The sequence below is a fragment of the Pseudarthrobacter sp. As-47 genome, assembly GCF_058215595.1.
In genome coordinates this window covers 4,192,322-4,217,750 of record NZ_CM177088.1, presented here as the reverse complement: position 1 = coordinate 4,217,750, position 25,429 = coordinate 4,192,322, and the positions used below count along the sequence as shown (strand labels likewise).

The following is a 25,429-nucleotide window of genomic DNA, read 5'->3' as shown; positions in this document are numbered from 1 at the left end:
TCCGCCGCTCACGTCCCTGCCGGGGATGCCGGCGCAGCCGCCAGGACACCGCGGGCCGCCGTTGCCAGCGCTTCCGCCCTGTTCCGGTCCGATGCGCCGTCCGCAACCACAACCCCGTACCGGAAACGGAGGGTGGCTCCTGCCTGGAACAGGACTTCCTGGCTGAAGAACGGGGCAGGGCCCATGCAGGCAAACGGTTCGGACCGGGCGAACCATTCCGGCTCCGGATGCACGCTGCCGGGATCGTCAACCATCACCAGCGTTGAATAGCGGCAGGTTTCGTCATGCTGCCCCACGAAGGAAAGCCAGGGGGCCCGCTGGCCGCGGAGTTCCTCGCCGGTGGCACCGCCGGGTCCCATGATGGTTCCGCCTGCGAAGGAGCGGGGGCCGCGCCAGAACAGGCCGCCGTATCCTGCGTTGTCACGGCCCTCCGTGGTGGGGGAGCCGATGTGGATGTCCGCTCCGGACACGTTGGTCATGGCGGTGTCGAAGACGAGGGTGTAGCTGGCGTCCGTCCCCGGCACCACCCGGAAGGACCTCTCCTCCTCGACCACGGGCGCGCCCTGCTGGGTCATCCACTGCAGCCGGTGCGCAAAACTGAACGTGCCGTCGTCGTCCGCTGCCCTGATGGTTTCCAGGTGCCGCATGGCACCGTTGTTGGGCAGCCACTGGTAATCCTGGCCGCGCCGGTAGCTGGGGCCGCCCCAGAAGTTGTCCGGACCAAGGTGCGGCAGGGACCAGGCGATGCCTTTGTGCCACACGTGGTCGTGCGGGCGGTAAGCGCTCACCAGGTCGCCTCCCCTGGTGCGGACCGGGTGGAAGTACGGCCGGGGCGATTCCGCCTGGGGATCCTCTGCGGCATAGGTGTAGGTAAGGACGGGCACGCCGTCCAGTGAGATTTCGACGGCGGCGCCATCGTCCGTCCAGCCGAGCTGGTGTGCGGTTGCTGGGGCAGCAGTTGTTCCGGCGGCGGTGCTCATGCGGGGCTCTTTTCCAGTTTCCAGGGTTCCAGCCGGCCGTCGGCACGGTCGAAGAAGGGGTTTCCTTCAGTGATGTCGCCGCGGCGGACGGTCTCGCCGGTGATGGCGGATGCGTAGGTTGCGGCGGCGAGCTCCATGGTGGGCCAGGCGTCAGCGAGCGTGACCGGCGGAACGGTCCCGGTGCTGACGGCTTCGATGATCCGGGCATACTGTGCCGAATGGCCGCTGGGTGTGCTGGCCGGGCCGTCCGTCCACGCAGCTGCGAGGTGCTCCTGGCCGGGTGCCGGCGTGAAACGCCAGTTCGAGTCGTCGTAGCCGTAGAGGTGTTCCAGTTCCACCGTGGCATGTTCGTAGTCGAACCGCAGCTGGGAGGTTTCCCGCGGCGAGATCACCGAGTTGATGACGGTGGTCAACGCACCTGACTCGAACCGCACGATGGCGGTGGAGACGTCCTCCGTCTCCGTACGGCGGGCCAGCTTTCCGGCGAATGCCGTCACTTCCTGCCAGGGTCCCCAGAGGTGCAGAAGGAGATCGAACTGGTGGATGCCGTGCCCCATGGTGGGTCCGCCGCCCTCAACGTCCCACTGGCCGCGCCACGGAACGTCAAAGTACGCCTGGTCCCGGAACCAGAGGGTGTTGCAGAACCCGGTGAGCGGGCTGCCCAGGACTCCGGACTCCTGCAGGTCCGCCAGCTTCCGGGCGCCCGTGCCGAAGCGGTGCTGGAAGATGCAGCTGACCCGCCTGCCCGTGGCGAGTTCCGCTTCCTGCAGCCCACGCAGCTGCCGGAGCGACAGGGCGGGCGGCTTCTCCAGCACCACGTCCATGCCCAGCGCCATGGCCTCCAGGGCCAGGGGTGCGTGCGACGACGGCGGCGTGCAGACGGCGACCAGGTCCAGTTCCGTTTCCGCTGCGACGGCCAGGGTGGGGGCGGTCTGGGCGACACCCACCTTTTCCGCAAATTCTGTTGCCCTGCGCGGGTCGATATCCACCGCCACGACGAGCTCCGCGCCCGCCAGCTTCAGGGCTTCCGCATGGGCATGGGCAATGCCGCCCGTGCCGACGATCCCCACGCGGGGACGATGTTGGGCCTTTGTCATGGTGCTCCTCGTCATTGAAAGGATTCATGTTATCGATCACAATTATGTGATCGATAACATGAGGCGTCAAGGGGTCATCAGCAGGGAGTCCCACGTCAACCTGCGGGCGTCAGGCGGCAGGCACGACCGCGATGGGCGCCTCGTCCGGCGACTTGACGGGCAGCAGGACGAGCAGTCCGGCCAGCAGCACCACCATGATGCCCAGGATGCCCCAGCGCTGTGCCTCGCCGGGCGCCACCAGGGGAGCCGCAAGGGTGATGCTGAGGGTGAAGAGCGTGGGTGCCAGGAAACTGACGGCCCGGCCGGTGGTGGCATAGAGGCCGAAGAGTTCGCCGGACTCACCGTGCGGCGCCAGTCTGGCCAGGTAGGCGCGTGACGAGGCCTGGGCGGGCCCCACGAACAGGCACAGGAAAAGCCCGAATACCCAGAAGGTGGTGCTGCCGGCCCAGGCCATGCCCAGGAAGGTGTAGTCGCCGTTGCCAAGCACCAGGATGACGCTGCCCGCAACCAGGAGCCCCACCAGCGAGCCGATGATCACCCGCTTGGGGCCGATCCGGTCATCCAGCAGGCCGCCCAGCACTGCCCCCACCGCGGCCACGACGTTGCCGAAGATGGCGAAGAAAATGACCTCGGACAGCTCAAAGCCAAAGGTACCCGCAGCGATGATTCCGCCGAAGGTAAAGACGGCGGCCAATCCGTCCCGGAAGACTGCGCTGGCCAGCAGGAAGTAGATGGTGTGGGGGCTGGTGGCGTAGATGGCCTTGATCCGGCGGAAAAGCAGCCCGTAGCTGGCCGGCAGGCCCAGCCGCTTTGCTTGGGCGGCGCGGGGAAGCTCGGGCACGGCGAACAGCACGGGGAGGGCGAAGATGAAGAACCAGAGGGCCGAGAAAACAGCTACCAGCCGGATGTTCAGGCTGTCCTCGGTGGACGCGCCGAACCAGTCGAAGCTGGGCTGGACGAACAGCTGGAGGACAATCAGCAGGGCAACGATGCCGCCAAGGTAGCCCGCCCCCCAGCCGAATCCGCTGACCTTGCCGATGTTCCGCGGCGTGGAGATCTGGGCGAGCATGGCGTTGTAATTGACGCCCGCGAACTCGAAGAACACGTTGCCCAGGGCTATCAGCGACACTCCGAGCAGCAGGAATTCCGGCCGCGGGAAGACGAAGAAGCACAGGGCAGTAAGGATGGCGACGGCGGCCGTGTTGACTCCCAGCCACAGCTTGCGCCGGCCGCCCGCATCCGAACGCTGGCCGGTGACAGGAGCCAGCAGGGCAATCGCCAGGCCGGCGACCGCCAGGGCACCGCCCAGGACCGCCGAGGCCTGGTCTTCGCCGCCGAACGCATTGGAGGTGAGGTAGACGGTGAAGACAAAGGTTGTCATCACGGCGTTGAAGGCTGCGGATCCCCAGTCCCATGAAGCCCATGCCAGTATGCGGCCTTTGCCGGTGCGCGGGTTCCCGGACTCAAGTTCCGAGGACGGCTGCGTTGCCCCTGGAGCGCTGGCGCTGTTCATAGGATGCATCGTATCCGCCCGTGGCGAACAGGAGTCGGAGCGAACCCCCGGGGATACCGGGCCCCGCGCCGGGCGGGGCGTCGTGAGGGGCAGGGCGGGTGCCGAAGCCTTGATAAACTGGACCCTCCCGGACCCAACGAATGAACCGCCTGCTCCAACTTTGACAATCGAATCCCTGACGTTGCGGAGATACCAGTGATAACAGTCCTTGCCGTGCACTTTTCGGTGGCTGTCCTGGCGCCGTTCCTCTTCAGGGCCTGGGGCCGCAACGCGTTCTACGCACTGGCAGCTGTTCCGGCCGCATCCTTCGTTTGGCTCCTGCTGCAGCACGGTCCGGTCTACGCCGGAACGGGGTCCATCAGCGAAACCGTCCCCTGGATTCCCGGGCTCCAACTCGAACTTGCGTTCCGCATGGACGCGCTGGCTTGGGTCATGTCCCTGCTGGTACTGGGCGTGGGGTCGCTGGTGCTGGTCTATTGCGCCAGGTACTTCAAGAAAAAAGACCAGGACCTCGGCGCCTTCGGTGCGCAGCTGCTGGCCTTTGCGGGCGCCATGTTCGGCCTGGTGGCGGCGGATGACCTGCTGCTGCTGTTCATTTTCTGGGAACTGACCACCATCCTGTCCTACCTCCTGATCGGATTCGCCCGCACCAGGCTGGCTGCGCGGCGGTCCGCCTTGCAGGCGCTCATGGTCACCACTGCCGGCGGGCTGGCCATGCTGGTGGGACTCATCATGCTGGGCCACGCGGCCGGCACCTACCGCATCTCCAGCATCCTGGAGCAGGCGCCCGCCCTCACAAGCGGTGCCACGGGCGCCATGGTGGGCGCCGCCGTCGTACTGATCCTGGTGGGCGCCATTACCAAGTCCGCCCTGGTCCCGTTCCACTTCTGGCTCCCCGGCGCCATGGCCGCACCCACGCCGGTCAGCGCCTACCTGCACGCCGCTGCGATGGTCAAAGCCGGCATCTACCTGGTGGCCAGGCTGGCGCCCGGGTTCTCCGAAACGGCGTACTGGCAGCCGGTGGTGCTGGGCCTGGGCCTGGCCACCATGCTGGTGGGCGGCTACCGGGCGCTGCGCCAGACCGACATCAAGCTCATCCTCGCCTACGGCACCGTCAGCCAGCTGGGTTTCCTCACCATGGTGGTGGGCCTGGGCACACCGGACGCGGCGCTCGCAGGGCTCGCCATGCTCCTGGCCCACGGGCTGTTCAAGGCCACCCTGTTCCTGGTGGTGGGCATCATCGACCACCAGTCAGGAACGCGCGACGTCCGCAAGCTGTCCGGCGTCTTCCGCTCGTCCCGTGCGCTCGGAGTGGTTGCCGCCATCGGCGCCGCGTCCATGGCCGGAGTGCCCCCGCTGGCCGGGTTCGTGGCCAAGGAATCGGTGCTGGAGTCCTTCGTGCACCACGCGGGAGACGAAGCAGCCGGACCGTGGGGCATGGTGGTCCTGGCCGGACTGGTCCTGGGATCCATCCTCACCTTCGCCTACAGCGCCCGCTTCATGTGGGGCGCGTTCGCCGTCAAGCCCGGCGTGGAGCCCACGCCCTTCAAGGCCATCAGGCCCTCCTTCCTCGCCGCGCCGGCCATCCTCAGCCTGTTGACCATCATCTACGGGCTGTGGCCGGCACCCGTTGACGCGTGGATCCAGCCGTACGCCGCCCTGTTTGCCTCCACTGCTCCCGACGCCGGAACGGCCGCTGAGCAGGCCGGTTACCTTGCGCTGTGGCACGGCTTCACGCCGGCGCTGGGCCTGACGGTCATCACGTTCGCGCTGGGCCTGGCGATGTACCTTGGCCGCAACGCGGTCTCGCGGGCACAGTCCCTGGTCCCGCCATGGGTGGACGGGGACAAGGCCTACCAGTACACCATCGGCGGCCTGGATGACGCAGCGGTGTGGATCACCGGACGCACCCAGCGTGGTTCGCTGTACTACTACCTGGCCGTCATCCTCAGCGTCGCCTTTGTCCTGCCCCTGTCAGTGATCCTGGTGACGGGCAAGCCGCTTCCGGACGGGATCTACCTGGTTGACCCCGGCTCCCCGCTCCAGCTCGTGGTGGGTGCGGGCATCGTGATCGGCGCCCTGGCGGCCGTCAAAGCCAACAAACGGTTCCTGGCAGTCCTGATGGTTTCCGTCACCGGTTACGGCATCGCCCTGATGTTCGCGCTCCAGGGCGCCCCGGACCTGGCACTGACGCAGATGCTGGTGGAAACGATCATCCTGGTGGCCTTCGTGCTGGCGATGCGCAGCCTGCCGCCCGAGCTCCGCGACCGGACCGGCGGCAAATACCGTGTGGTTCGCGTCATCATCGGCCTGGGCTTCGGCGTCACCATGGTGTTCGCCGCGATTTACGCCATGGGAGCACGGATAGCAACGCCGGTGTCCCTGGAGTTCCCGCGGCTCGCGTACGAGGGCGGCGGCGGACTGAACATCGTCAACGTGACGCTCGTGGACATCCGCGCCTGGGACACCTTCGGTGAAATCACCGTCCTGGCGCTGGCAGCCACCGGCGTGGCGAGCCTCATCTTCGTCCGCGGCCGCGGCGACAGGATCCTGAACTCCGCCACGGTAGCGGAGGGAACCGTGGGCCGCCACCGCGGCGTTGACCCCGGCAGCAGGGACGCGGCGGCGCTGGCCGTCAGCCGGAAATTCGCGGCGTCTGCCCGTGATGCGTGGATCGTGGCCGGCCGGACCCTGGCCCCTGAACGCCGGTCCATCATCTTCGAGGTGGTCACGCGGCTGATCTTCCACTCCATGATCATGTTCTCGCTGTACCTCCTGCTGGCCGGCCACAACCTTCCCGGCGGCGGCTTCGCCGGCGGCCTGACAGCCGGCTTGGCCCTGACCATCCGGTACCTGGCGGGAGGACGGTTTGAGCTCCGCGAGGCCACCCCGGTCAGCGCCGGTGCGCTCCTTGGGATCGGACTGGCCGTGGCTGCGGCCTCCGGCGCAGTGCCGCTGCTGCTCGGCGGCCAGGTGTTCCAGACAGCCATCATCGAGCTGTGGCTCCCGGTGTTCGGCGACATCAAGTTCGTCACCTCCACCATTTTCGATATCGGCGTGTACATCGTGGTGGTGGGCCTGGTGCTGGACGTCCTGCGGAGCCTGGGCGCCGAAATCGACGAACACTTCGAACAGCGTTCCGCTGTGGGCGGCCGAACCCCCGGCGAGGAGCAGGAGTTCGCGGGCGACGACTCCGCCACACCGTCCGCGCCGGAGCAGGAGCCTGAAGGCGCCGCCTCCGAGACCACCGCAAAGGGCCAAGCATGAGCATCAACCTGACCCTCCTGATCGTCATGGGGGCCCTGTACGCCTGCGGCATCTACCTGGTGCTGGAGCGCAGCCTCACGCGTGTCCTGCTGGGACTGATGCTCCTGGCCAATTCCACCAACCTCCTGATCCTGGCCACTGGCGGGTACGCAGGGCTCGCGCCCCTGTACTCAAAGGACATTGCCGCCGGGGACTACAGCGATCCCCTTCCGCAGGCCCTGATCCTGACCTCCATCGTCATTTCCTTTGCCGTCACCGCTTTTATGCTCGGCATCATCTACCGCACGTGGGTGCTGGCGCGCCGTGACGAGATCCAGGATGACGTGGAGGACCTCCGCGTTGCCGAGACTCCAAGCTTCGACGCAGAGGACGACGCCGAGGTCCCCGCCGAGACCTCAGAGTTCCCGCTCACCATGCTGGGCACCGACGGCCACAGCGTTTCCAATCACAGTGTTTCCGACGGCGGTGTTTCCGACGGCGGCGCCTCCGACGACGGCGCTGCCGGGACAACGCTGCTGGCCGGCGGCCGCGAGATGGCGGCCGAGCAGGCAGCCTCCGAAGAAAAACCCGGCTCCACCAATGTGGCCCCTGGCCCGGAAGGAGGCGGAAAGTGAACCTCGCAAGCCTTGCCCCGCTCGCCGTCGTACTTCCCATCCTGGGCGCCGCCCTGACCTTCATGCTGATCCGCCATTCACGGGCCCAGCGCGCGGTGAGTATCGCCCTGCTCTCCCTCACGCTTCTGCTGGAATGCCTCCTGCTGGCCTCCGTCTGGGACGGCGGCACGTTTGCCGTAACGCTGGGCGGCTGGCTGCCGCCGTGGGGCATCGTGCTGGTGGTGGACCAGTTCTCGTCGCTGATGCTGGTGGTCTCCTCGGCGGTGAGCCTTGCCGTGCTGGTGTACGCCACCGGGCAGGGCATGGCCGACGGCGACCAGGATGCGCCCGTCTCGATCTTCCACCCCACCTACCTGATCCTGGTGGCGGGCGTCTCCAATGCGTTCCTTTCCGGGGACCTCTTCAACCTTTACGTCGGGTTCGAGATCCTGTTGACGGCAAGCTACGTGCTGATGACGCTGGGCGGCACCGGACCCCGCATCCGGGCAGGCGTCACCTATGTGGTGGTGTCCGTGGTGTCATCGGTGCTGTTCCTCATCTCGATCGCCATGGTCTACGGCGCCACCGGAACCATCACCATGGCGGACCTGGCCATCAAGCTCGGTGAGCTGGACCAGGGCACCAGGACGCTGCTGCACGTGATGCTGCTGGTGGCGTTCGGCATCAAGGCCGCCGTTTTTCCGCTGTCCTTCTGGCTGCCGGACTCCTACCCCACGGCGCCGGCGCCGGTCACTGCCGTGTTCGCGGGCCTGCTCACCAAAGTGGGTGTCTACGCCATGGTGCGCACCGAGACGCTCCTGTTCCCCGGGGACTCACTGAACACCCCGCTGATGGTTGCCGCGTTACTGACCATGGTGGTGGGAATTTTGGGCGCCCTGGCGCAGAGCGACATCAAACGTCTGCTCTCGTTCACCCTGGTCAGCCACATCGGCTACATGGTTTTCGGCCTGGCCATGTCCTCCGTGGCGGGGCTCGGCGCGGCCGTCTTCTACGTGGTGCACCACATCACCATCCAGACCTCGCTCTTCCTTGTGACAGGTTTGATCGAACGCCGGGGCGGCAGTTCCTCCGTGGACCGGCTGGGCGGGCTCGCCAAGCTGTCGCCGCTGCTGGCGCTGCTCTTCTTCGTGCCCGCCATGAACCTGGCAGGGATCCCGCCATTCTCCGGATTCCTGGGGAAGGTGGGGCTCATGCAGGCCGGCGTTGAACTGGGAACACCGCTGGCATACGTCCTGGTGATCGGCGGGGTGCTGACCAGCCTGCTGACCCTGCTTGCGGTGGCCAGGGTATGGAACCGCGCGTTCTGGCGCAGGCCTTCCGACGCCGAACACCCGGATCCCGTGCTGCTGGCAACGCCTGCCGCCCGCGTTACCGGGCCGGGAGCCAAGCCGAACACCGTCACCCTGCTGCCGCGCACCATGGTGGGTTCCACCATCGGGCTGGTGGTCCTGGGCATCGGGCTGACTGTCTTCGCGGGGCCGCTGTTCATGGTCTCGGACCAGGCCGCGCACGACATGCTGGACAGGTCCTCCTACATCCAGGCAGTCCTGGGCGCAGACACCGAGGTTCCCATGGTCCTTACCGCAGGGGGAGGAAAATGAGCCGCCGGCGCATCTCACTGCGCCAGGAGCTTCCGCTCCTGGTGTGGCTGGTCATTGTCTGGGGTGCGCTGTGGCAGGATTTCAGCCCGGGCAACCTCCTTTTCGGAGCCCTGTTGTCAGTAGCCGTGGCACGCCTGTTCTACCTTCCGCCGGTGGAGCTCAGCGGACGCTTCAACATCCTGTATGCCGTTCCGTTCGCGCTCACGTTCCTGGCCAAGGTGGTGATGGCCAGCATGCAGCTCCTCTACCTTGCCGTGTCGCGGGGCCCCAGGGTGAAGAACGCCGTGGTGGCGGTGACCCTGCGCAGCCACCAGGACCTCCTGGTCACAGCCACAGGCCACGTGATTTCCCTGATTCCCGGTTCCCTGGTGGTCGAGGTGGACCGGTCAACCTCCACACTCTACCTGCACGCGCTGAACATCAGCTCCCCGCAGGACGTCGAAAACCTGAAGAACGAGGTGCTGTCCATCGAAGCGGGGCTGATCAGGATCATGGGTACCAGGGAAGAGCTCGAGATTTTGCGGACGGAGGCGACCGCATGATGCAGATCGTCCTGGCAGTGACCGCCGTGATCTTCTCGCTCGCGGCAGTCGGCGCAATCATCAGGATCTCCCGCGGCCCGTCGCTGCTGGACCGGGTGCTGGCCACGGATGTCCTGTTGGCCATCCTGGGCGGTGCCCTGTGCGTGGACATGGCCGTCAACCGGCACCTCAACAACCTGATGCTGGTGGTGGCCATCTCGATCATCGGCTTCATCGGGTCCGTGACGGTGGCAAGGTTTGTGGCAGACCGTAGGGAGCAGCCCAATGAGTCCTGATTCCACTGGCCTGGATGCCTGGGTGGACGTGCTGTCCGCGGTGTTCATGATTGTTGGGGCCACCATGTCCCTGGGGGCGGCCATCGGCCTGCTGCGCTTCCCCGACCTCCTGAGCCGCATGCATGCCGCCACCAAACCCCAGGTTTTGGGGCTGTTCCTGCTCCTGGCATCCATCGGCCTGCAGATGCGGACCTGGTGGGTGTGGCCCGTGCTGCTGGTGGCCTGGATCTTCCAGCTGCTCACCGTGCCGGTCTCTGCGCACATGGTGGGGCGCGCCGGTTACCGCACCAAGCACCTGCACCGCGAACTCCTCACCTCGGATGAGCTTGAGGCCGTGGTGCAAAAAGCCGCCGCCAAAGCCGCCCGTGAGGACGGTTCCGGCGACGGCTGAGTGCTGGTTTGGAGTGGCCCCGGGAGCTGAGTAAAACTTCCCTGTTGGCCGGGGCTGCGGGTGCTGGACTCCGCTAGACGATGTCCTGGCTCTTGGCGAACCGGGTGATGGCCCGCTGGGTGCCTCGGTTGGCCAGGACCTGGATGATGGTGCTGACAGAGGCCGAGATCAGCGCGAACGTCAGCGCGGACTGCAGGCTCGTGGGGACGTCCTCGTCCTTGCCGGTGGGCGGCTTGCGCCCGGTGGACTTTTCCCAGATGGTGTTGACCAGCTTGGTGCCGACGAAGCCGGCGCCGAGGCTCACGCCGGTGCCGAGCAGCTTGATGAAAAGGTTCATTCCTGAGTACTCCTTGCGGGCGGAAAACGGGCTGTCCCTAGCCTATCTGGCGTTTGCCGGGTCCCTGCCCAGCGTGACGCGTCGCTTGTTCAGGCTGACGGGGATTCGGTGCGGAACTTGATCATCTTGTGGGTGCCGTCGCAGTAGGGCTTGATGGCTGAGGCGCCGCACCGGCACAGCGCCACCGTTTTGCGGTCACGGGGAACCGGTTCGCCGGACGGTGTGACCAGCTCGAAATCGCCGCGCACAATAAGGGGCCCGTCGGGGCAGACCACAATGGAGCTCTCGGTGGGTTCCTGGTTCATCTCTGCTCCTGCTCTGGGGTGCTGGGAAATCTGGTGGAGGTTTCGGTTGATGCCTGCGTGGGGCCTGGCCTGATCTGGTCAGCGGGGTTCATGCCTTGGTGCTCAGGCCGCAGCAGGCAGTGCCTGCCTCAGCGAGGTTCCGCCGTTTTCCCAGGACTGCAGGATGTGCGCGGACAGCCTGCCGTCCACGGCCATGACGGCCGTGGCTCCGAACAGGACGTCCGCCAGAAGGTGGGGTTCGGCTTCAACCAGCCCGCCCGCAAGGTCCCGGCCGGCAATCTGTTCATGGACGGCGTCGGCCTCCACATGCTCGTCGAAGTAGTGGGTGACGTCTGTAGTGAATCCGTGGCGCCGGAAGCCCCTGCCGTACAGGCGGTTGGGCTGGGAGGACGTCATCTCATAGATGGCCAGATGTCCCGTGATGGCCCCCCGGAGCCGGCGGTTAAGGCCGAAAAGGGACATCAGGTTCACGGCAGCGAGGGAGACCGCAGGGACGGCGTCCACGTATGCCCCGTACCCGTCCTCCATTCCCAGGCCCCGCATGGTGCGGGCGAAAAGGGCGCTGTGCATCCGCTCGGGCCGTCCGCCGCCGTACTCGTCCGCCTGGATTTCCACCAGTGCCGCTTTGGGCCGGCCGGAGAGCCGGGGGATGGCGAAGGTGTGCGGATCGGCTTCCTTCAGCTGGTAGATGGACTTGTGGATCAGGAATTCCTTGAGCTGGCCCAGGCTGGCTTTCCGGGCCACATAGCGGGAGAGGCTGGGGCCGGTGTCGCGTGCGGCCAGGCCGAACAGGACGTCCGCCACAGCGTCGCTGGTGGCACCGGGTCCGGCGGGAAGTTCCAGGTCACCGGCAGCCTCCGCGGCTGCGTCCCGGAGCGCGGCTTCGAACGGCTTTTCCAGCATCTGGCGCACCCGGATCAGTTCCGGCGCCCACTCCCACTCGTCACTCACACCCTCAAGGCCCGAGTAGTGGAGCTCGTAGAGGCAGAAGAGCGCCAGCTGGAGGTCGTCGTCGCCAATGATGTCCCGGGTTGCCGGGAGATGGCCGGCCACCGAGCGGTGCAACGCGTCAAGGGCGCCCTCATCTGTGCCCGGTGCCGCTGTGAGGGCGCTGAACAGTGCGGTGCTGACTGGACCCCTTGCTGCTGGGATTTTCATGGTGCTCCTTCAGGTCTGGCGTGGGCCGGTTCCGTGCTCCCTGCACTGGGGCCCGGCCGGGGATGTGTCAGCGGCCGCGGGTGCCGGGCGCTGGAGATGTGGCGGTGCTACCGGTGTCGGCGCCGGCTGCGGCGGGGACGGGCCCGCGGGCCAGCATGATGGCCAGGGCAATCATGGCCAGGCCAAGGACCAGATGGAGCCAGTTGTCCGCATCGTTTGCGGGGAGGAAGTTGGCAGGGGTGGGGTCACCGACCAGAAGGCCGTACAGCCAGAGGACCAGGTAGATGACGCCGCCGTAGATGAGGAAGTTCCGTGCCTGCGGGTGGGTGCGCGACATCAGGACGCCGGCGACGCCGAAGAGCAGGTGCACGGCGTTATGGAGGACGGATACCTGGAAGATCCCGAGCAGCAATGCTCCTGAGGCGTGTCCGGCCAGGCGGAGCGCGTCATGGTTGGAAGTGATGCCGGGAACGAATCCAAGGATGCCGGCCAGGCAGAACACGGCGCCCGTTGCGAGGGCAGCCTTCTGCAGGCCTGTGCGGGCGCCTGCCCGGCGGATGCTGGCTGCCATGTGCTGTACTCCTCAAACGCTGGAGACAACATAGTAAGCATGATTACTAAATAATTGCTAAGCAGCCTTTGTATTGTGCCGGCGTTGTGCGCCCGCACTCCGCGCGCAGGCTGCTAGCCTCCCGGGCCGGCCCATGAGTAGGGGTTGGTGTGCGGACCTCCGCGGCGGCCGTGGTCGTAGCCTTGCTGCCAGGACTTCCCGACGGCGGACACCAGTTCCGCCAGCAGGGAATAGTAGGGGTGGTCCGGACCGATGAAAATCATCTCGTCCCAGGCTTTGTCCAGCGCCGCCCGGACCTGGTTCTCGGTTGCTGGACCGGTCACGGCGCCCTCCTGGATTGATCACCCGCCACTGCGCTCGAATGTACTCCCGGCCTCACTGGGGTGTCCATGCCAGGAAGACCTGCCATGCCGGCCGGCCGGGGGCGCCACTCCGCTGGCTTGCAGGGCGTTACTCCGCGCCGGCCGAACGGAGGATGTCGCGGAGGGCCTCGACCACCAGGTCATGGTCCTGCAGCTGCGGCAATCCGGACACGGTGACGGTTGCTACGGCGCCCACCCCAGTGACGTACAAGGGGAAGGAGCCGCCGTGCGCAGCGTAGAGGGCCTGGTCGAACCAGGCATTGTCTTCGATACGTCCGCCGCTGAGCCGGGCGCGCAGCCCCACCAGCAGGGAAGGAACCTCGTACCGGGCTGCGGTCCGTTTCTTGGCCCGGATCCAGTGCCCGTTGTCCGGTGTTGCCCCCGGCAGGGCCACGTGGAAGAGGACCTGCTCGCCCTTGGTGATGTCGATGGCGATGGGAAGCCCGCGCTCCTTGCCCAGCTCCACGAGGAGCAGCCCCAGGTTCAGGGAGTCGTCCAGGGAGAAGCCGGGAAACTGGAGTTCCCGGATCTCCGCCTCAATCCGCGCGATCAAGGCCTCCAGGGATCCCTCCGGCTGGGCATCGCGGGAATCCGGATCATACCCGGTCACATCTGGTGGATTCGCTGTCATGGCCCACAATCTACCCCTCCCTGCGGTAAACTGGACCACGCCCAACAGGGCGGATATTTCACCAACAGAATCATTCAACGACAGGGGAGCGCCGCCGTCGGCATCACTGGCCAGGCCAGGGACCGCAGGTGGGCGCTGAGAGTGCGGACAGCCGCAGACCCTCGAACCTGATCCGGTTAGTACCGGCGCAAGGGAGTCGAGTTCTCGAAGTGCGCGCAGCGGCAGCAGTGCCGGCAACCGCGTCCACTTTCCCCTCCTGTTCCTCAGGAGGACCACATGGCAACAACAGCAATCAAGAAGCCCGCCGGCAAGTCCTGGCGCGTCGTGGACATCGTGGTGGCGGCCCTTATCGCCGTTGCCGGCGGCGTCATTTTCTGGGCCTGGTCCCAGGGGGCGGCCGCAGTCTCCGGACCCATGAACGCCGTCTACCCGCCCCTGACCGGCCTGATTGCCGGCGGCTGGATGATCCCGGCCGTCCTGGGCATGCTCATCATCCGCAAGCCCGGCGCCGCGCTCTTCTGCGAGACGGTGGCCGCCACGGGTGAACTGCTCATGGGCTCCCAGTACGGTGCGTCGGTACTGTTCTCCGGATTCGTCCAGGGCCTGGGTGCCGAGATCATCTTCGCCATCTTCGTGTACCGGAAGTTCAACCTGCCCGTGGCACTGCTTGCCGGCGCCGCGGCCGGCCTTTTCTGCGGCCTGAACGACTCCTTCGCGCCGTGGGGCTGGAACATCGCCTACGCCGCCGGCGACAAGCTGGCGTACATCATCTTCACTGCCATCTCCGGCGCCATCATCGCCGGCGCACTGTCCTGGATCGCCACCCGCGGCCTGGCCAGGACAGGGGTCCTGAGCTCCTTTGCATCACGCAAGGCGGCAACGGAGCCCGTCTTCTCCTGATGGGCGCCCCTTCGCGGCACGAGGCATCAGTTGCGGTGCGTCCGGCTGCCGTCACAGCCCGCGGCTGGGGATGGCGCCATGCGGGGCGCGCCAAGCCGGCTGTCCGTGGCCTCGACCTGGAGATCCGCCCGGGGGAGCGGGTGCTCCTTTTGGGGCCCTCCGGTGCGGGCAAGTCCACGCTCCTGCATGCCCTGGCCGGGGTGCTGGGGGACATGGACGACGACGGCGGCGACGCCGGCGAGTCCGACGAGACGGGCTCGCTGCTGGTTGACGGCGCCGTGCCCCGCGAGCAGCGCGGCCGGGCCGGGCTGATGCAGCAGGATCCGGAGACGCAGGTGGTCCTCTCCCGCGTCGGCGACGACGTCGCCTTTGGCGCCGAGAACCTCGCCGTGCCCCGCGACGCCATCTGGGCCCGCGTGCACGAGGCGCTGGACGACGTCGGCCTTTCCCGCCTGCCGCTTGACCACCCGACGTCGGCCCTGTCCGGCGGGCAAAAACAGCGCCTCGCGCTTGCGGGAATCCTCGCAATGCGGCCCGGCCTGATCCTGCTCGACGAGCCAACGGCGAACCTGGACCCTGCCGGTGTGCTGGAAGTCCGGGACGCCGTGGGCCGCTGCGTGGACAAGACCGGCGCCACGCTGGTTGTGGTGGAGCACCGGGTGTCCGTGTGGAAGGACCTGGTGGACCGGATCGTGGTGCTGCAGCCGGGCAGCGCCACTGAAGATGCCGTGCTGCTTGACGGTCCTCCGGACCAGGTGCTCGCGGACGCACGGACCATGCTGGCGGCGGCCGGTGTGTGGGTGCCCGGGTATGTTCCTGGCACGCGTGCACGGTCGGGCAATCCGGCAGCCGGCTCCGGCGGCCTTCTGCTGGCGGCCGAGAACCTTGCGGTTTCCCGGGAACGTCCGCGCCGCAGCGGCTTCCGGAAGGTACCCCCGGTACCCGTCCAACACGATATTTCCGCCCAGGTCCGGGCAGGGCAGGCGCTGGCCATCACGGGCCCCAACGGGGCGGGCAAGTCAACGTTTGCGCTGACCCTCGCGGGACTCCTGGAACCGGTGGCAGGAAAGGTGTCGGCCACCCTGGACCTCAGCCGTGGCGCCGGGATAGACCCTTATAAGTGGAAGGCCGAGCAGCTCATCGAGCGGATTGGCACCGTGTTCCAGGAGCCGGAGCACCAGTTCGTCACCGGGAAGGTGCTGGACGAACTCCTGTTCGGTCCGCGGCACCTGGGCCACGGCGAGGAGCGCGTGGACGAACTGCTGGAGCGGTTGCGGCTGACCCACCTCGTGGACGCGAACCCCTATACGCTGTCTGGCGGCGAGAAGCGGCGGCTCTCCGTGGCCACGGTCCTGGCGGCCCATCCCCGGGTGCTCGTCCTGGACGAGCCGACGTTCGGCCAGGACGCCAACACCTGGGCGGAGCTGGCCTCGTTCCTGTCCGAGCTGCTGGACTCCGGCACCGCGGTGGTGTCCGTGACCCACGACGCCGAGTTCACCGCCGCGCTGGGTGGCACTGAGCTTCGGATGGCTGCCGCGGAACCGGTGGCGCCATGAGGCAGGAACTGAACCTGCGCGGCAACCAGGCCCTGCTGGCCCGCGCCAACCCCCTGAGCAAGTTCGCCGCCGTCTTCCTCATCACGGCAGTACTGGCGCTTTCGATCGACTGGGTTTCCGCATCAGTGGCGCTGGCCTTCGAATTCCTCCTGTTCCCGCTCGCAGGCCTCACGCTGACGCTGCTGTGGCAGCGCGGCTGGCCGCTGATCCTCGCCGCGGCGGTGGGGGGCTGGAGTACCTCAATCCTGGCTCCGGACAGCGGAAGGACGCTGATCGACGTCGGCATCTGGACCATGAGCGAAGGCTCGCTGGAACTTGGGATCGGCTTCATGCTGCGCGGGCTGGCCATCGCCCTTCCGGCGGTGCTGCTGATGAGCTGCACCGACCCCACGGACCTGGCCGACGCCCTGGCGCAGAAGGCCCGCCTGCCGCACCGCTTCGTGCTGGGGACCCTTGCGGCCATGAGGCTGGTGGGCCTGATGGCGGAAGAGTGGCAGACAATCGGCATGGCGCGCCGGGCCCGGGGCGTCGGTTCGCGTGGCAATGCCGTCCAGCGGTTGAAGGCGACGCTGGGGCAGAGCTTCGGGCTCCTGGTGCAGGCAATCCGCCGGGCGTCACGGCTGGCAGTGACCATGGAAGCGCGCGGTTTCGGCGGCGGACGCCGGACGTGGGCACGCGAATCCACCTTCAGCGCGCTGGATGCCTGGGTGCTTGCCGGGGGCGTAGTGATGGCGGGAACAGCGGTGGTTGCGGCAGTGTCCCTGGGGACCTGGAACATGGTGTGGCTGGGAAGCTGACGCCTGGGCCGGCCTAGGGGCAGGCATAGTTGTAGTCGAAGCCCGTGGACACGAACTGGGCCAGCACCACCTTGCCACCGCCGGTCAGCGGCTCCTGTGAGCAGGCGCTCGCCGCGCCAGAGGCGTTGAGGGACCCCGCCAGCCAGCTGGGAAGCGAATAGAGGTTGCTCGAGCTGCTGACTGTTCCCACAATCCGGTCCCACTGCTGGCCGGTCGAGTAGATCCCCACCTCGGCTCCGATGCTGTGGAAGAAGTCGGTCATGCCTTCGAGGACGGTCCGGTTGGCATCCTTGTCGGTGCGGGACCAGCTGTTCTCCGTTTCGACGTCCAGCCACCAGAAGTACGAGGAGGGGTTGCTGATCCCGCGGAAGTACGCGTCGTCGTAGGCCTTGGCGTAGCCGTACATATAGGCGCAGGCCTTGCCGTAGTCCCCGGCCCTGCAGGGGCCGTAGGGGTTATGGACTTCCTGGCCGGCCGGATACTCGTCGTTGTCCGGCCACCAGGAGCCGGCGGCGCCGGGATTGGCCGTGTTGACGTACAGCGCGACGGTGGGCTGGCCGGGGTGGCCGGCAGAATCTTCCGCCCATCTGAGCTGCTCGGACAGACAGGGGTTCGTGGTGTTGGCCAGGCCATTGTTGACGCCCACGATGGCAAACGCCTGTTCCGAGGGAAAATTTCCGTTGCATTGCGGCCAGGAGATGTCGTTACCCAGAAATGACTGCTGCCCCTCCCCGGGTGAGGGAACGGCGTAGGCGGGGACGCCGGTGACCAGGAGCAGCGCGGCAAGAAGCAGGCCAAACATTCCCGGCACGGCCAAGCTGTTTCCGGCGGGCTGTGCCCTGCAGGACTGCGCCCTGCCCCGCTGGGTGGTCCTTGGCGGAATTTCGCTGGCTGGTGTGCGGCGCATACTGCCTCCGTTGCCGCTGGACGAAGAGGTCCTGATCCAGTGTCCCGCCGTTGGCACGGGAAGGTCAAGGTGCCGCAACTGTGCGACTCTATCGCATGGAACGGGTAACGAATCGTTATTGCCGCTCACTGAGGCTCTAAAGGCAGGCCTGATAGCTCATTCATGATATAAACTTGACTATGACGCAGGAAACCACCGAACACGTTGCCGCCATGTTGAGGGACGCCCGCAGTGAGAAGGGCTGGACCCAGGGCCAGCTGGCTTCCGAACTGGGGACGAGCCAAAGCGCCGTTGCCCGGATGGAGCAGGGCAAGCAAAACCTGAGCCTCAAAATGATCCAACGCCTCGAAGCAATCTTTGGCAGGAGCATCGTGAACGTGGGCAAGCCGCAGATGACGCACCTGCGGGTTGAAGGCGGACATACCCTTTCCGGTTCCGTGGACGTCAACAGCAGCAAGAACGCCGGAGTGGCCCTGCTCTGCGCCAGCCTGATCAACCGGGGCACCACTGTCCTTCGCCGCCTGGCGCGCATCGAAGAGGTAAACCGGATTGTTGAGGTCCTGACCAGCATCGGCGTGGAGTGCACCTGGCTTAACGACACCGACCTGCAGCTCCGGCGTCCGGCCGTGCTGGACCTTGACGCAATGGATGTTGACGCCGCGCGCCGCACGCGGAGCGTCATCATGCTCCTGGGCCCCCTGCTGGACGAATCAGCAAAATACCGGCTCCCCTATGCGGGCGGCTGCGACCTCGGCACCCGGACGGTTGAACCGCACATGCAGGCGCTCCGCCAGTTCGGACTCTCGGTGGAGGCCACCGCGGGCTTCTACAGTGTCCAGGCCCCGCCCGCGGACACCCGGGACCGCTCGTTCGTCCTGACCGAACGCGGCGACACCGTCACCGAAAACGCGATCATGGCAGCCGCCCACCGCGAGGGAACAACCGTGATCCGGAACGCCAGCCCCAACTACATGGTGCAGGATCTCTGCTTCTACCTGCAGATGCTGGGCGTGGAGATCGAGGGCGTCGGCACCACCACCCTGAAGATCACGGGGCGCCCGTCCATCGACGCCGACATCGAGTACTTCCCGTCGGAGGACCCCATCGAGGCGATGAGCCTGATCACCGCGGGCATTGTCACCAATTCCGAGGTGACCATCCGGCGCGTGCCCATTGAGTTCATGGAAATTGAGCTGGCAACGCTGGGGCAGATGGGCCAGCAGCTGGAGATCTCGGGCGAGTACATGGCACGGAATGGCCGGACGCGCCTGGTGGATGTCACCACCAAGCCTTCGGAGCTGCATGCTCCGGAGGACAAGATCCATCCCATGCCGTTCCCGGGGCTCAACATAGACAACCTGCCCTTCTTCGCCGTCATTGCCGCGAATGCCCAGGGCCAGACCATGATCCATGACTGGGTCTACGAAAACCGGGCGATCTACCTGACGGAACTCAACCGGCTGGGCGCTCAGGTGCAGCTGCTGGATCCGCACCGGATCTATGTCAACGGGCCCACGAAATGGCGTGCCGCGGAGGTGGGCTGCCCGCCTGCACTGCGCCCTGCCGCCTGCCTGCTGCTGGCGATGCTTGCCGCACGTGGAGTGTCAGAGCTGCGGAACATCTACGTCATTGAGCGCGGCTACGAGGACCTGGCGGAGCGGTTGAACGCCATTGGCGCGAAGGTGGAGTACTTCCAGGACTGATCATTCACGGTTCGTCATGAATGGCGGAGCCCCTCCAAAATCTTCCTACCTGCCGCAGAATGACAGTATGCGTACATTCGGCGTCGAGGAAGAGCTCCTGATTGTTGACCCCACAACGGGGGAGCCGCTTGCGCTGGCCGATGCCCTGTTGTCCGGGCACAGGATGGCGGCCGATGATGCACCCGATGCCCGCTCGCTGGAAACCGAAGACAAGACCGTTTACGACGACGACGAGATGGGCTTGAGTGCCGAGCTTAAGCTTGAGCAGATCGAGACCCAGACGCGGCCCTGCCTGGAGTACGGGGTCCTGCTGGACCAGATCCGTGCCGGCCGGACGCTTGCTGACCGGGCTGCCCAAAAGAACGGTGCCAGGGTGGCGGCGCTGGCCACCTCGCCCTTGGCCTCCACCAGCCACACGACGCCGGATCCGCGGTATGCCCGGATGCTGGAGCGCTTCGGCCTCACAGCGCAGGAGCAGCTCACGTGCGGCTTCCATGTGCACACCTATATTGAATCGCCGGAGGAAGGCGTGGCGGTCCTGGACCGGATCCGGGACAAGCTTGCCGTGCTCACCGCGTTGAGTGCGAACTCGCCGTTCTGGAACGGTGTGCCGACCGGTTTCGAGAGTTACCGGACCCAGGCCTGGAACCGCTGGCCCACCTCAGGACCCGCGGGGATCTACGGGACCTACCCTGCGTACAGGCGGGTGGTCACGCGGTTGCTGGACAGCGGAGTGATGCTGGACGAGGGGATGCTCTACTTCGACGCCAGGCTTTCTCGCAACCACCCCACTGTGGAAGTGCGGGTGGCCGATGTCTGCCTCCGTGCCGAGGATGCCGCGCTCATCGCACTCCTGGTGCGTGCACTGGTGGAGTCGGCCAGCCGGGAGTGGCGGGACGGGGTGGACCCCGCGCCAGTGCCCACTGTGCTGTTGCGCATGGCTGCATGGCAGGCGAGCAGCAGCGGGCTTAGCGGGGAGCTGTTGGATTTCGGAACCTTCCGGCCGGCCCGGGCCGCGGATGTGGTGCGTTCGCTGGTGGATTACCTGGCGCCGGTCCTGGACGAACAAGGGGAGCTCGCCATCGTTCGGCAGGGGGTGGAGGACATCATCGCCCGCGGCACCGGAGCGGCTGAACAGCGCCGGGTCCGGGACAGGGCCATGGAAGGTTCACCGCCCGAGGACCTAGGCCTGGGCGCCGTGGTTAACCACGCAGTGAATATCACCATGCGTGGTGCCATGGACCTTTCAGAAGTGGAAGCAGCCCCGGACCTGCTGCGCGTACGGCAGTCATAGGCACTCCTGGGCCGACGAGGGGCTGCCTCTTGAGCAGACAGGGGCTGCCTCCTGGGCCGACGAGGGGCTGCGCGTACGGCACGGCATACGCCATGGGAGGCTGGCCCGCTTTATGCCCGGGGCGCTGGGCAGGCCGCAGTATCCGGCAATCCGGCTCTGTCCTACAGGGGCGATGTTTGCTCTCTCCTAAAGGACAGCAAGGGAGGCTTCCAGCAGGAGGTGCCACTCAGGGAACGGGTCCTTGGGGAGTTCATCCTCGGTGGGTCCCGGGTCTTCCGGCACGTCCACGTCTGGCGGATCGACATTATCGGGCAGGTCCAGGTCCTGGGGCATCCCAAAGTGCTCAACAAAGCCCTGGACGGGCATGCCTCCGAGCGCCAAACTCGGTTGTCCTTCCGGTTTCGTTGCCGCACTCCACGTTTCAGTAACCCAGTCTGGCCAGTGGGGTGGTTCCCAGTCCTGGTGTTCGCTTTTGTAGTGGCGTCCGGTGGGTGAGGTCCAGCCGGGTGGTTCGTCCTTGGTGGCTGGTGTCGGTGTCCAGCCGCTGGTGTGCCGGAGTCTGTGATGTTTCGGGCAGGGCTGTCCCAGGTTGCTGATCCCGGTGGTCCCGCCGTGGTGCCAGGCGAGGAGGTGGTCTGCCTCGTTATCCAGAGACGGGTTGCTGCAGCCGGGGAACGGACACTGGCCATCCCGCAGCCGGAGCCAGTTCCGCATGGCTTTGGTGACCCGGTAGCTGCTCCGCCCGATCTCCAACGGCGCCCCGTCCCGCGGATCGACCAGGACCCGGTAGAACGAATCAGCACCGTCAGCGACCAGGTCCCTCGCCATCGACGCTGGGATGGGGCCAAAGCCGTCCAGCATGGCTGGCTCCTCCGTCAGGCCCATCAGCGAGAACACCGGCACGGTGACCAGGACCTGGGCCCGGATCGGCATGCCCGGCCCAGGACCAGGACCAGTACCGGCGTTGTTGCTGGCGACGGCGCCGTCGCCGTCACTAGAGCCGTTGCCGCTACCGGCGCCAGGGCCGGCGCCGCTGGTGAGGATGGCTTGGGCGAAGTGGTCGGCACTGAGTTGGGTGAGGGTGCGGGGTTCGTTGGGTCCTTGTGCGGCGCGGGAGAGGGCGTTGAGCCGGTTCCAGCCTGCCAGCGCCTGGTGCGCGGGCAAACAAGCGGAGAGCCAGGCCATGCCGTCCTGGTCAGGCCGGTATTCGACCCGCCGGTCCGCCGCGGCCTTGGTATGGCGTTTCTCCAGCGATTCGGGATGGTGGCGTTCCCGCCAGGTGCGGGCCTTGGCCTTGAACCGGTAGGCCGGCATCTCACCGATCGTCGCCGCCCCGGCCGGCCGTGGCGTGTCCGGGTCCAGGAAGTGGGCCTCCAGGGCGGCGGCACCGGCCCGGTCAAGGCCCACGGTCTGGTTCACCATTTCCCGGGCATGGGCCCAGGAAATCGTCCCGGACCCCAACGCTGCGAGGGTCCGGGGCAGGGCGGTGGCCAGGGCGTGGGACTCGGCCAACAAGGCACCGGCGGCACGGTCACCAATCACCAGCGCACACCCGACCTCGGCCACCAGGCTCCGGTCCTGGGCCGTGGCCTCCTGCGGCGAGGACGGCGGACCGTTCACCACACTCGTGGCGGCAGCGAGCACCTGAACCGCCCGCGCCTTCACCGCCGCCAGCTTCGCCTCCGACCGCGCCACCCCCGCAAGAACATCCAACGCATTATCAGCAACCCGCTGCAACGGATCATCACCAACCCCGCAAGCGCCAGGCTCAACGCCACCAAGGCCAGAAACAGCCGTACCGGCCACAGCAGTGCCGTTAAGCACCGACCTAAAAGCAGCCACCGAAGCGTCAACTGCCGCCTCCGCCTCCACCACCGCCGTCGTGCTTTCCATGCAGACATCATCCAGCGGGGGTCTGACAAAAAGGGCAGTGCGGCAGGGGCTGTGGATGACTAGTGGCCGGCTGGATATCCACAACCTTGGCGGCACTACCGCAGGCGTGCCATACTCGGCGCGTGACGTCGTCGTACTCCTTCACAGCCGAACTGTGGCTGTACCCGGGCGAGGCCGGCTGGCATTTCCTTACCCTGCCACCGGACGTGGCGGACGATATCCGCGCACGAAACGCAGGGCACAGCAAAGCGTTCGGCTCAATCCAGGTGACAGCGGAAATTTCCGGCCACACCTGGCAGACCTCGCTCTTCCCGGACGCTCACAAGGGGACGTACCTCCTGCCAGTCAAGAAGGCCATCAGGGCCAGGGCCCGGATCAGTGAAGGCGACGCCGTGAAAGTCAGCCTCTCCGTTATCGGCACCTGATGAATAGGGGCCGGATATCCCCAAAAGACGTACCGGAAACAGGCGCTGTAGGGCCGAGCCGGCGGCGATGCCCAGCAGGTTCTGCTCAGGCAGGGGGATGTTGGACGGCAGCAGCCGCCAGCCGGGAGCAGCGACCGTTCCAGGCATGCCCACCACCGTCCGGAGTGCTAGATCTGCTTGAGCGCCTGCTCCAGGTCGCCGATCAGGTCGTCCACGTCCTCCAGGCCGACGGAAAGCCGCACCACACCGTCGCTCAGACCGATTGCCGCCCTGCCCTCCGGACCCATGGCGCGGTGCGTGGTGGTTGCGGGGTGGGTGATGAGGGACTTGGCGTCGCCCAGGTTGTTGGAGATGTCGATGATCCGCAGGCCGTCCAGCAGCGCGAACGCCGCTTCCTTCCCCGAGCGGCCCTCGGAGGGCGCAAGTTCCAGGGTGAGGACTGTGCCGCCCGCGCTCATCTGCTTCGCGGCCAGCTCGTACTGTGGGTGGGATTTCAGGAGCGGGTACTTCACCCAGCTGACGGCGGGCTGCTCCTCCAGCCATTCCGCGAGCCGCAGGGCGGTGGCCGACGAATGGTTGACCCGGAGCGCCATGGTCTCAAGGCCCTTGGTGAGGACCCAGGCATTGAACGCGGACAACGCCGGTCCGGTGTGGCGCATCAGCTGCTTCACCGGTCCGTCGATGAACTCCTTGGTGCCCAGGATGGCGCCGCCGAGCACCCTGCCCTGGCCGTCGATGTGCTTGGTTCCGGAGTACACAATGACGTCCGCGCCGAACTGCCCGCAGCGCTGTAGCAGGGGAGTGGCGAAGACATTGTCGACGACGACGGTTGCCCCGGCTGCGTGCGCCAGTTCGCTGACCGCGGCAATATCGACGATCTCCTGCATCGGGTTGGACGGCGATTCAAAGAAGACGGCAGTGGTGGGCTTGGACAGGGCCTCGCGCCACTGCTCCAGGTCCGGCCCGTCCACGAAGACGGTTTCCACGCCCCACCGCGGCAGGATCTCGTTGAGGATCACAAAGCAGGATCCGAACAGCGAGCGGGCGGCAACCACGCGGTCGCCGGCGGCCAGCAGGGCACCCAGCGCGGTGAACACCGCGGACATCCCGGACGCCGTCGCAAAGCACGCCTCGGTTCCTTCCAGCAGGCGGAGACGTTCCTGGAACGTAGCCACGGAGGGGTTGCCGTAGCGGGAGTACACAAAGCGCTCGTCCTCGCCCGTGAACGCGCGCTCGGCGGCAGCGGCGGATTCGTAGACAAAGCCCGAGTTCAGGAAGATGGCTTCGCTGGTTTCCTGGAAGTTGGTGCGGTCCAGCCCGCCGCGCACGGCCTGGGTGTCGGGGCTCCAGCCGGCGGCGTCTTCGTTGAAGGTCACTTAGATCTTTCCCAGGTTGGTTGGCAGGCCGCGGTTCTTCCAGCCGTTGACGGTGCGTTCGCCGAAGCGGTCCGGGTCGCCTTCAAAGCCCTCCAGCACGTTGTAGGAGGTGAAGCCGGCCTGGGTGGCCGCTATGGCTGCCGCGATGGACCGCTGGCCGGAGCGGCACAGGAACACCAGTTCGGTTGAACGGTCCTCGGGCGCCTGCTGGCTGAGGTCGTTGATGAAGTCAGGGTTGGGGATGCCGCCGGGGAAAGTCCACTGGATGAACAGCGGATCGTTCTCCGTTGCCTTGGTGTCGGGAATACCGATGTGGGCCCACTCGCCCTCGGTGCGTACATCCACCAGGATGGCGCCCTGTTCCAGCTTGTCCCAGGCCTCCTGCGGCGTCAGGTCCCCTGCGTAGCTCATGCGTGGCCCTCGCCGTCGAACTCAAGGTCGTCGCCCGTGGTTTCGAGGTTGTCCACGGCGTCCGCCACTGCGGCGTCCGCGGAAGCGATCGCCGCCGGAAGAACCACTGCCTGGGCCACGATGACGCTGCTGCCGTTGAAGGTTGCCGCCGGGCTGCCGTGCAGCACATAGCCCTCTGCCAGGGCGGCCGATATGCGCTCACAGAAAGCGCGGTCGTCCGGGCCGCTGATGAGGCGGTAGGACAGTTTTTCTTCAGGGGCAGGTGCGTCAGACACGACGGATCTCCTTCTCTCACGCTTGCAGCTCGAATGGTCGATATGCCGAGTATTCACCTGAGGCACCCCGCCGTGGAAGGAGGGTTGCCGACCGGCCAGTCAGGGCTTGGCGCCGGTACTCATTACTCCCCAAAAACGTAACACTTGCCGCCCGGCGCCGCACCGCCGCCGTCGTCATGTTGCGTAACTGAAGGATGCAGTGCGGAGGCGCCGCGCCGAAGATGCGTCCGCCACCTCCCTGGAACGGA

At 66.6% G+C, this 25,429-nt stretch carries 26 protein-coding genes and 2 riboswitches; of the genes, 12 read left to right on the top strand and 14 right to left on the bottom strand.

Annotation, left to right across the window (positions count from 1 at the left end; genetic code table 11):
- Positions 1–8: 8 nt before the first annotated feature.
- The 3 genes from AC4BCK_RS19570 to AC4BCK_RS19560 form a co-directional block, all read right to left on the bottom strand.
- On the bottom strand, positions 9–980 hold the full coding sequence (locus AC4BCK_RS19570; RefSeq protein ID WP_490566373.1) for a DUF6807 domain-containing protein: 972 nt from the start codon (positions 978–980) through the stop codon (positions 9–11).
- On the bottom strand, positions 977–2,077 hold the full coding sequence (locus AC4BCK_RS19565; protein WP_490566372.1) for a Gfo/Idh/MocA family protein: 1,101 nt from the start codon (positions 2,075–2,077) through the stop codon (positions 977–979). Before AC4BCK_RS19565 ends, AC4BCK_RS19570 begins: the two co-directional genes overlap by 4 nt.
- Before the next feature lie 109 nt (positions 2,078–2,186).
- Positions 2,187–3,590 (bottom strand): MFS transporter, encoded by a 1,404-nt coding sequence (locus tag AC4BCK_RS19560; protein ID WP_366278865.1) that lies wholly within the window; start codon positions 3,588–3,590, stop codon positions 2,187–2,189.
- Between the two features lie 195 nt (positions 3,591–3,785).
- Here AC4BCK_RS19560 and AC4BCK_RS19555 point away from each other — a divergent pair, with 195 nt between their 5' ends.
- Genes AC4BCK_RS19555 through mnhG form a run of 6 tightly spaced genes read left to right on the top strand, consistent with a single transcriptional unit; the run spans position 3,786 to position 10,280 of the window.
- Positions 3,786–6,857, top strand: a complete 3,072-nt coding sequence (locus AC4BCK_RS19555) for a Na+/H+ antiporter subunit A (protein WP_251424030.1) — start codon at positions 3,786–3,788, stop codon at positions 6,855–6,857.
- Entirely contained in the window at positions 6,854–7,471 is a 618-nt protein-coding gene (locus AC4BCK_RS19550; protein WP_490566371.1) for a Na(+)/H(+) antiporter subunit C, read from the top strand. Before AC4BCK_RS19555 ends, AC4BCK_RS19550 begins: the two co-directional genes overlap by 4 nt.
- Positions 7,468–9,072, top strand: coding sequence for a Na+/H+ antiporter subunit D (locus AC4BCK_RS19545; RefSeq protein WP_363939290.1), 1,605 nt, complete (start codon positions 7,468–7,470; stop codon positions 9,070–9,072). Before AC4BCK_RS19550 ends, AC4BCK_RS19545 begins: the two co-directional genes overlap by 4 nt.
- The gene (locus tag AC4BCK_RS19540; RefSeq protein WP_174176146.1) at positions 9,069–9,614 is read left to right on the top strand and encodes a Na+/H+ antiporter subunit E; all 546 of its coding nucleotides are present in this window, start codon (positions 9,069–9,071) and stop codon (positions 9,612–9,614) included. The genes AC4BCK_RS19545 and AC4BCK_RS19540 overlap by 4 nt, the downstream gene beginning before the upstream one ends.
- Complete coding sequence (locus tag AC4BCK_RS19535; protein WP_066279895.1) at positions 9,611–9,889, top strand: MrpF/PhaF family protein; 279 nt, start codon at positions 9,611–9,613, stop codon at positions 9,887–9,889. The genes AC4BCK_RS19540 and AC4BCK_RS19535 overlap by 4 nt, the downstream gene beginning before the upstream one ends.
- Positions 9,879–10,280, top strand: coding sequence for a monovalent cation/H(+) antiporter subunit G (gene mnhG, locus AC4BCK_RS19530; RefSeq protein WP_104188514.1), 402 nt, complete (start codon positions 9,879–9,881; stop codon positions 10,278–10,280). The genes AC4BCK_RS19535 and mnhG overlap by 11 nt, the downstream gene beginning before the upstream one ends.
- A gap of 73 nt (positions 10,281–10,353) precedes the next feature.
- On the opposite strand, the gene AC4BCK_RS19525 is transcribed toward mnhG, so the two are convergent.
- From AC4BCK_RS19525 to AC4BCK_RS19500, 6 genes are all read right to left on the bottom strand, one after another.
- Complete coding sequence (locus tag AC4BCK_RS19525) at positions 10,354–10,617, bottom strand: DUF4235 domain-containing protein (protein WP_066279890.1); 264 nt, start codon at positions 10,615–10,617, stop codon at positions 10,354–10,356.
- Between the two features lie 89 nt (positions 10,618–10,706).
- A complete protein-coding gene (locus tag AC4BCK_RS19520; protein WP_471899232.1) occupies positions 10,707–10,922 on the bottom strand; it encodes a CDGSH iron-sulfur domain-containing protein in 216 nt (71 codons plus the stop codon).
- A gap of 102 nt (positions 10,923–11,024) precedes the next feature.
- Positions 11,025–12,080: an iron-containing redox enzyme family protein gene (locus tag AC4BCK_RS19515; protein WP_174176150.1), complete on the bottom strand. Its 1,056-nt coding sequence runs from the start codon at positions 12,078–12,080 to the stop codon at positions 11,025–11,027.
- A gap of 67 nt (positions 12,081–12,147) precedes the next feature.
- A complete protein-coding gene (locus AC4BCK_RS19510) occupies positions 12,148–12,651 on the bottom strand; it encodes a DUF4383 domain-containing protein (RefSeq protein ID WP_364319119.1) in 504 nt (167 codons plus the stop codon).
- A 113-nt stretch (positions 12,652–12,764) separates the two neighbouring features.
- Positions 12,765–12,974 carry a hypothetical protein gene (locus AC4BCK_RS19505; protein ID WP_310113317.1) on the bottom strand — a complete coding sequence of 70 codons (210 nt, stop codon included), beginning with the start codon at positions 12,972–12,974 and terminating at the stop codon, positions 12,765–12,767.
- A 127-nt stretch (positions 12,975–13,101) separates the two neighbouring features.
- Positions 13,102–13,644, bottom strand: a complete 543-nt coding sequence (locus tag AC4BCK_RS19500; RefSeq protein WP_364271146.1) for a heme-degrading domain-containing protein — start codon at positions 13,642–13,644, stop codon at positions 13,102–13,104.
- A 72-nt stretch (positions 13,645–13,716) separates the two neighbouring features.
- Positions 13,717–13,856, top strand: a riboswitch (TPP riboswitch).
- 64 nt (positions 13,857–13,920) lie between these two features.
- Here AC4BCK_RS19500 and AC4BCK_RS19495 point away from each other — a divergent pair.
- Genes AC4BCK_RS19495 through AC4BCK_RS19485 form a run of 3 tightly spaced genes read left to right on the top strand, consistent with a single transcriptional unit; the run spans position 13,921 to position 16,897 of the window.
- Positions 13,921–14,544 carry an ECF transporter S component gene (locus tag AC4BCK_RS19495; protein ID WP_174176159.1) on the top strand — a complete coding sequence of 208 codons (624 nt, stop codon included), beginning with the start codon at positions 13,921–13,923 and terminating at the stop codon, positions 14,542–14,544.
- Entirely contained in the window at positions 14,544–16,100 is a 1,557-nt protein-coding gene (locus AC4BCK_RS19490) for an ABC transporter ATP-binding protein (RefSeq protein ID WP_251424023.1), read from the top strand. The genes AC4BCK_RS19495 and AC4BCK_RS19490 overlap by 1 nt, the downstream gene beginning before the upstream one ends.
- On the top strand, positions 16,097–16,897 hold the full coding sequence (locus AC4BCK_RS19485) for an energy-coupling factor transporter transmembrane component T family protein (protein WP_174176163.1): 801 nt from the start codon (positions 16,097–16,099) through the stop codon (positions 16,895–16,897). Before AC4BCK_RS19490 ends, AC4BCK_RS19485 begins: the two co-directional genes overlap by 4 nt.
- Positions 16,898–16,910: 13 nt before the next feature.
- Here the strand turns inward: AC4BCK_RS19485 and AC4BCK_RS19480 are convergent, their stop codons facing one another.
- Positions 16,911–17,699 (bottom strand): glycoside hydrolase family 25 domain-containing protein, encoded by a 789-nt coding sequence (locus AC4BCK_RS19480; RefSeq protein WP_490566935.1) that lies wholly within the window; start codon positions 17,697–17,699, stop codon positions 16,911–16,913.
- Positions 17,700–17,983: 284 nt separating this feature from the next.
- Between AC4BCK_RS19480 and AC4BCK_RS19475 the strand changes: the two genes are divergently transcribed.
- Both AC4BCK_RS19475 and AC4BCK_RS19470 read left to right on the top strand, forming a co-directional pair.
- On the top strand, positions 17,984–19,507 hold the full coding sequence (locus tag AC4BCK_RS19475; protein WP_251424017.1) for a UDP-N-acetylglucosamine 1-carboxyvinyltransferase: 1,524 nt from the start codon (positions 17,984–17,986) through the stop codon (positions 19,505–19,507).
- A gap of 67 nt (positions 19,508–19,574) precedes the next feature.
- Entirely contained in the window at positions 19,575–20,801 is a 1,227-nt protein-coding gene (locus tag AC4BCK_RS19470) for a glutamate--cysteine ligase 2 (RefSeq protein ID WP_174176167.1), read from the top strand.
- 186 nt (positions 20,802–20,987) lie between these two features.
- On the opposite strand, the gene AC4BCK_RS19465 is transcribed toward AC4BCK_RS19470, so the two are convergent.
- Positions 20,988–22,694, bottom strand: coding sequence for an HNH endonuclease signature motif containing protein (locus tag AC4BCK_RS19465; protein ID WP_490566370.1), 1,707 nt, complete (start codon positions 22,692–22,694; stop codon positions 20,988–20,990).
- A 122-nt stretch (positions 22,695–22,816) separates the two neighbouring features.
- Between AC4BCK_RS19465 and AC4BCK_RS19460 the strand changes: the two genes are divergently transcribed.
- Positions 22,817–23,119, top strand: coding sequence for a DUF1905 domain-containing protein (locus AC4BCK_RS19460; RefSeq protein ID WP_310113330.1), 303 nt, complete (start codon positions 22,817–22,819; stop codon positions 23,117–23,119).
- 167 nt (positions 23,120–23,286) lie between these two features.
- Here the strand turns inward: AC4BCK_RS19460 and AC4BCK_RS19455 are convergent, their stop codons facing one another.
- From AC4BCK_RS19455 to AC4BCK_RS19445, 3 genes are read right to left on the bottom strand one after another with little or no spacing between them, the layout of a single operon-like run.
- Positions 23,287–24,495, bottom strand: a complete 1,209-nt coding sequence (locus AC4BCK_RS19455; protein ID WP_490566369.1) for an O-succinylhomoserine sulfhydrylase — start codon at positions 24,493–24,495, stop codon at positions 23,287–23,289.
- Positions 24,496–24,906: a rhodanese-like domain-containing protein gene (locus tag AC4BCK_RS19450; RefSeq protein WP_174176175.1), complete on the bottom strand. Its 411-nt coding sequence runs from the start codon at positions 24,904–24,906 to the stop codon at positions 24,496–24,498. It abuts the gene before it with no gap.
- Positions 24,903–25,181 (bottom strand): DUF1737 domain-containing protein, encoded by a 279-nt coding sequence (locus AC4BCK_RS19445; RefSeq protein WP_174176177.1) that lies wholly within the window; start codon positions 25,179–25,181, stop codon positions 24,903–24,905. Before AC4BCK_RS19445 ends, AC4BCK_RS19450 begins: the two co-directional genes overlap by 4 nt.
- A gap of 13 nt (positions 25,182–25,194) precedes the next feature.
- Positions 25,195–25,308, bottom strand: a riboswitch (SAM riboswitch).
- Between the last annotated feature and the right edge of the window lie 121 nt (positions 25,309–25,429).

Excerpts from the sequence above, each read along its gene's own strand:
- AC4BCK_RS19450 (WP_174176175.1), bottom strand. The coding sequence starts at position 24,906 with ATGAGCTACGCAGGGGACCTGACGCCGCAGGAGGCCTGGGACAAGCTG.
- AC4BCK_RS19465 (WP_490566370.1), bottom strand. The coding sequence starts at position 22,694 with ATGGAAAGCACGACGGCGGTGGTGGAGGCGGAGGCGGCAGTTGACGCT.
- AC4BCK_RS19515 (WP_174176150.1), bottom strand. The coding sequence starts at position 12,080 with ATGAAAATCCCAGCAGCAAGGGGTCCAGTCAGCACCGCACTGTTCAGC.
- mnhG (WP_104188514.1), top strand. The coding sequence starts at position 9,879 with ATGAGTCCTGATTCCACTGGCCTGGATGCCTGGGTGGACGTGCTGTCC.
- AC4BCK_RS19475 (WP_251424017.1), top strand. The coding sequence starts at position 17,984 with ATGACGCAGGAAACCACCGAACACGTTGCCGCCATGTTGAGGGACGCC.
- AC4BCK_RS19535 (WP_066279895.1), top strand. The coding sequence starts at position 9,611 with ATGATGCAGATCGTCCTGGCAGTGACCGCCGTGATCTTCTCGCTCGCG.
- AC4BCK_RS19490 (WP_251424023.1), top strand. The coding sequence starts at position 14,544 with ATGGGCGCCCCTTCGCGGCACGAGGCATCAGTTGCGGTGCGTCCGGCT.
- AC4BCK_RS19565 (WP_490566372.1), bottom strand. The coding sequence starts at position 2,077 with ATGACAAAGGCCCAACATCGTCCCCGCGTGGGGATCGTCGGCACGGGC.
- AC4BCK_RS19570 (WP_490566373.1), bottom strand. The coding sequence starts at position 980 with ATGAGCACCGCCGCCGGAACAACTGCTGCCCCAGCAACCGCACACCAG.
- AC4BCK_RS19525 (WP_066279890.1), bottom strand. The coding sequence starts at position 10,617 with ATGAACCTTTTCATCAAGCTGCTCGGCACCGGCGTGAGCCTCGGCGCC.
- AC4BCK_RS19520 (WP_471899232.1), bottom strand. The coding sequence starts at position 10,922 with ATGAACCAGGAACCCACCGAGAGCTCCATTGTGGTCTGCCCCGACGGG.
- AC4BCK_RS19480 (WP_490566935.1), bottom strand. The coding sequence starts at position 17,699 with ATGTTTGGCCTGCTTCTTGCCGCGCTGCTCCTGGTCACCGGCGTCCCC.
- AC4BCK_RS19560 (WP_366278865.1), bottom strand. The coding sequence starts at position 3,590 with ATGAACAGCGCCAGCGCTCCAGGGGCAACGCAGCCGTCCTCGGAACTT.
- AC4BCK_RS19550 (WP_490566371.1), top strand. The coding sequence starts at position 6,854 with ATGAGCATCAACCTGACCCTCCTGATCGTCATGGGGGCCCTGTACGCC.
- AC4BCK_RS19470 (WP_174176167.1), top strand. The coding sequence starts at position 19,575 with ATGCGTACATTCGGCGTCGAGGAAGAGCTCCTGATTGTTGACCCCACA.
- AC4BCK_RS19540 (WP_174176146.1), top strand. The coding sequence starts at position 9,069 with ATGAGCCGCCGGCGCATCTCACTGCGCCAGGAGCTTCCGCTCCTGGTG.
- AC4BCK_RS19510 (WP_364319119.1), bottom strand. The coding sequence starts at position 12,651 with ATGGCAGCCAGCATCCGCCGGGCAGGCGCCCGCACAGGCCTGCAGAAG.
- AC4BCK_RS19495 (WP_174176159.1), top strand. The coding sequence starts at position 13,921 with ATGGCAACAACAGCAATCAAGAAGCCCGCCGGCAAGTCCTGGCGCGTC.
- AC4BCK_RS19485 (WP_174176163.1), top strand. The coding sequence starts at position 16,097 with ATGAGGCAGGAACTGAACCTGCGCGGCAACCAGGCCCTGCTGGCCCGC.
- AC4BCK_RS19500 (WP_364271146.1), bottom strand. The coding sequence starts at position 13,644 with ATGACAGCGAATCCACCAGATGTGACCGGGTATGATCCGGATTCCCGC.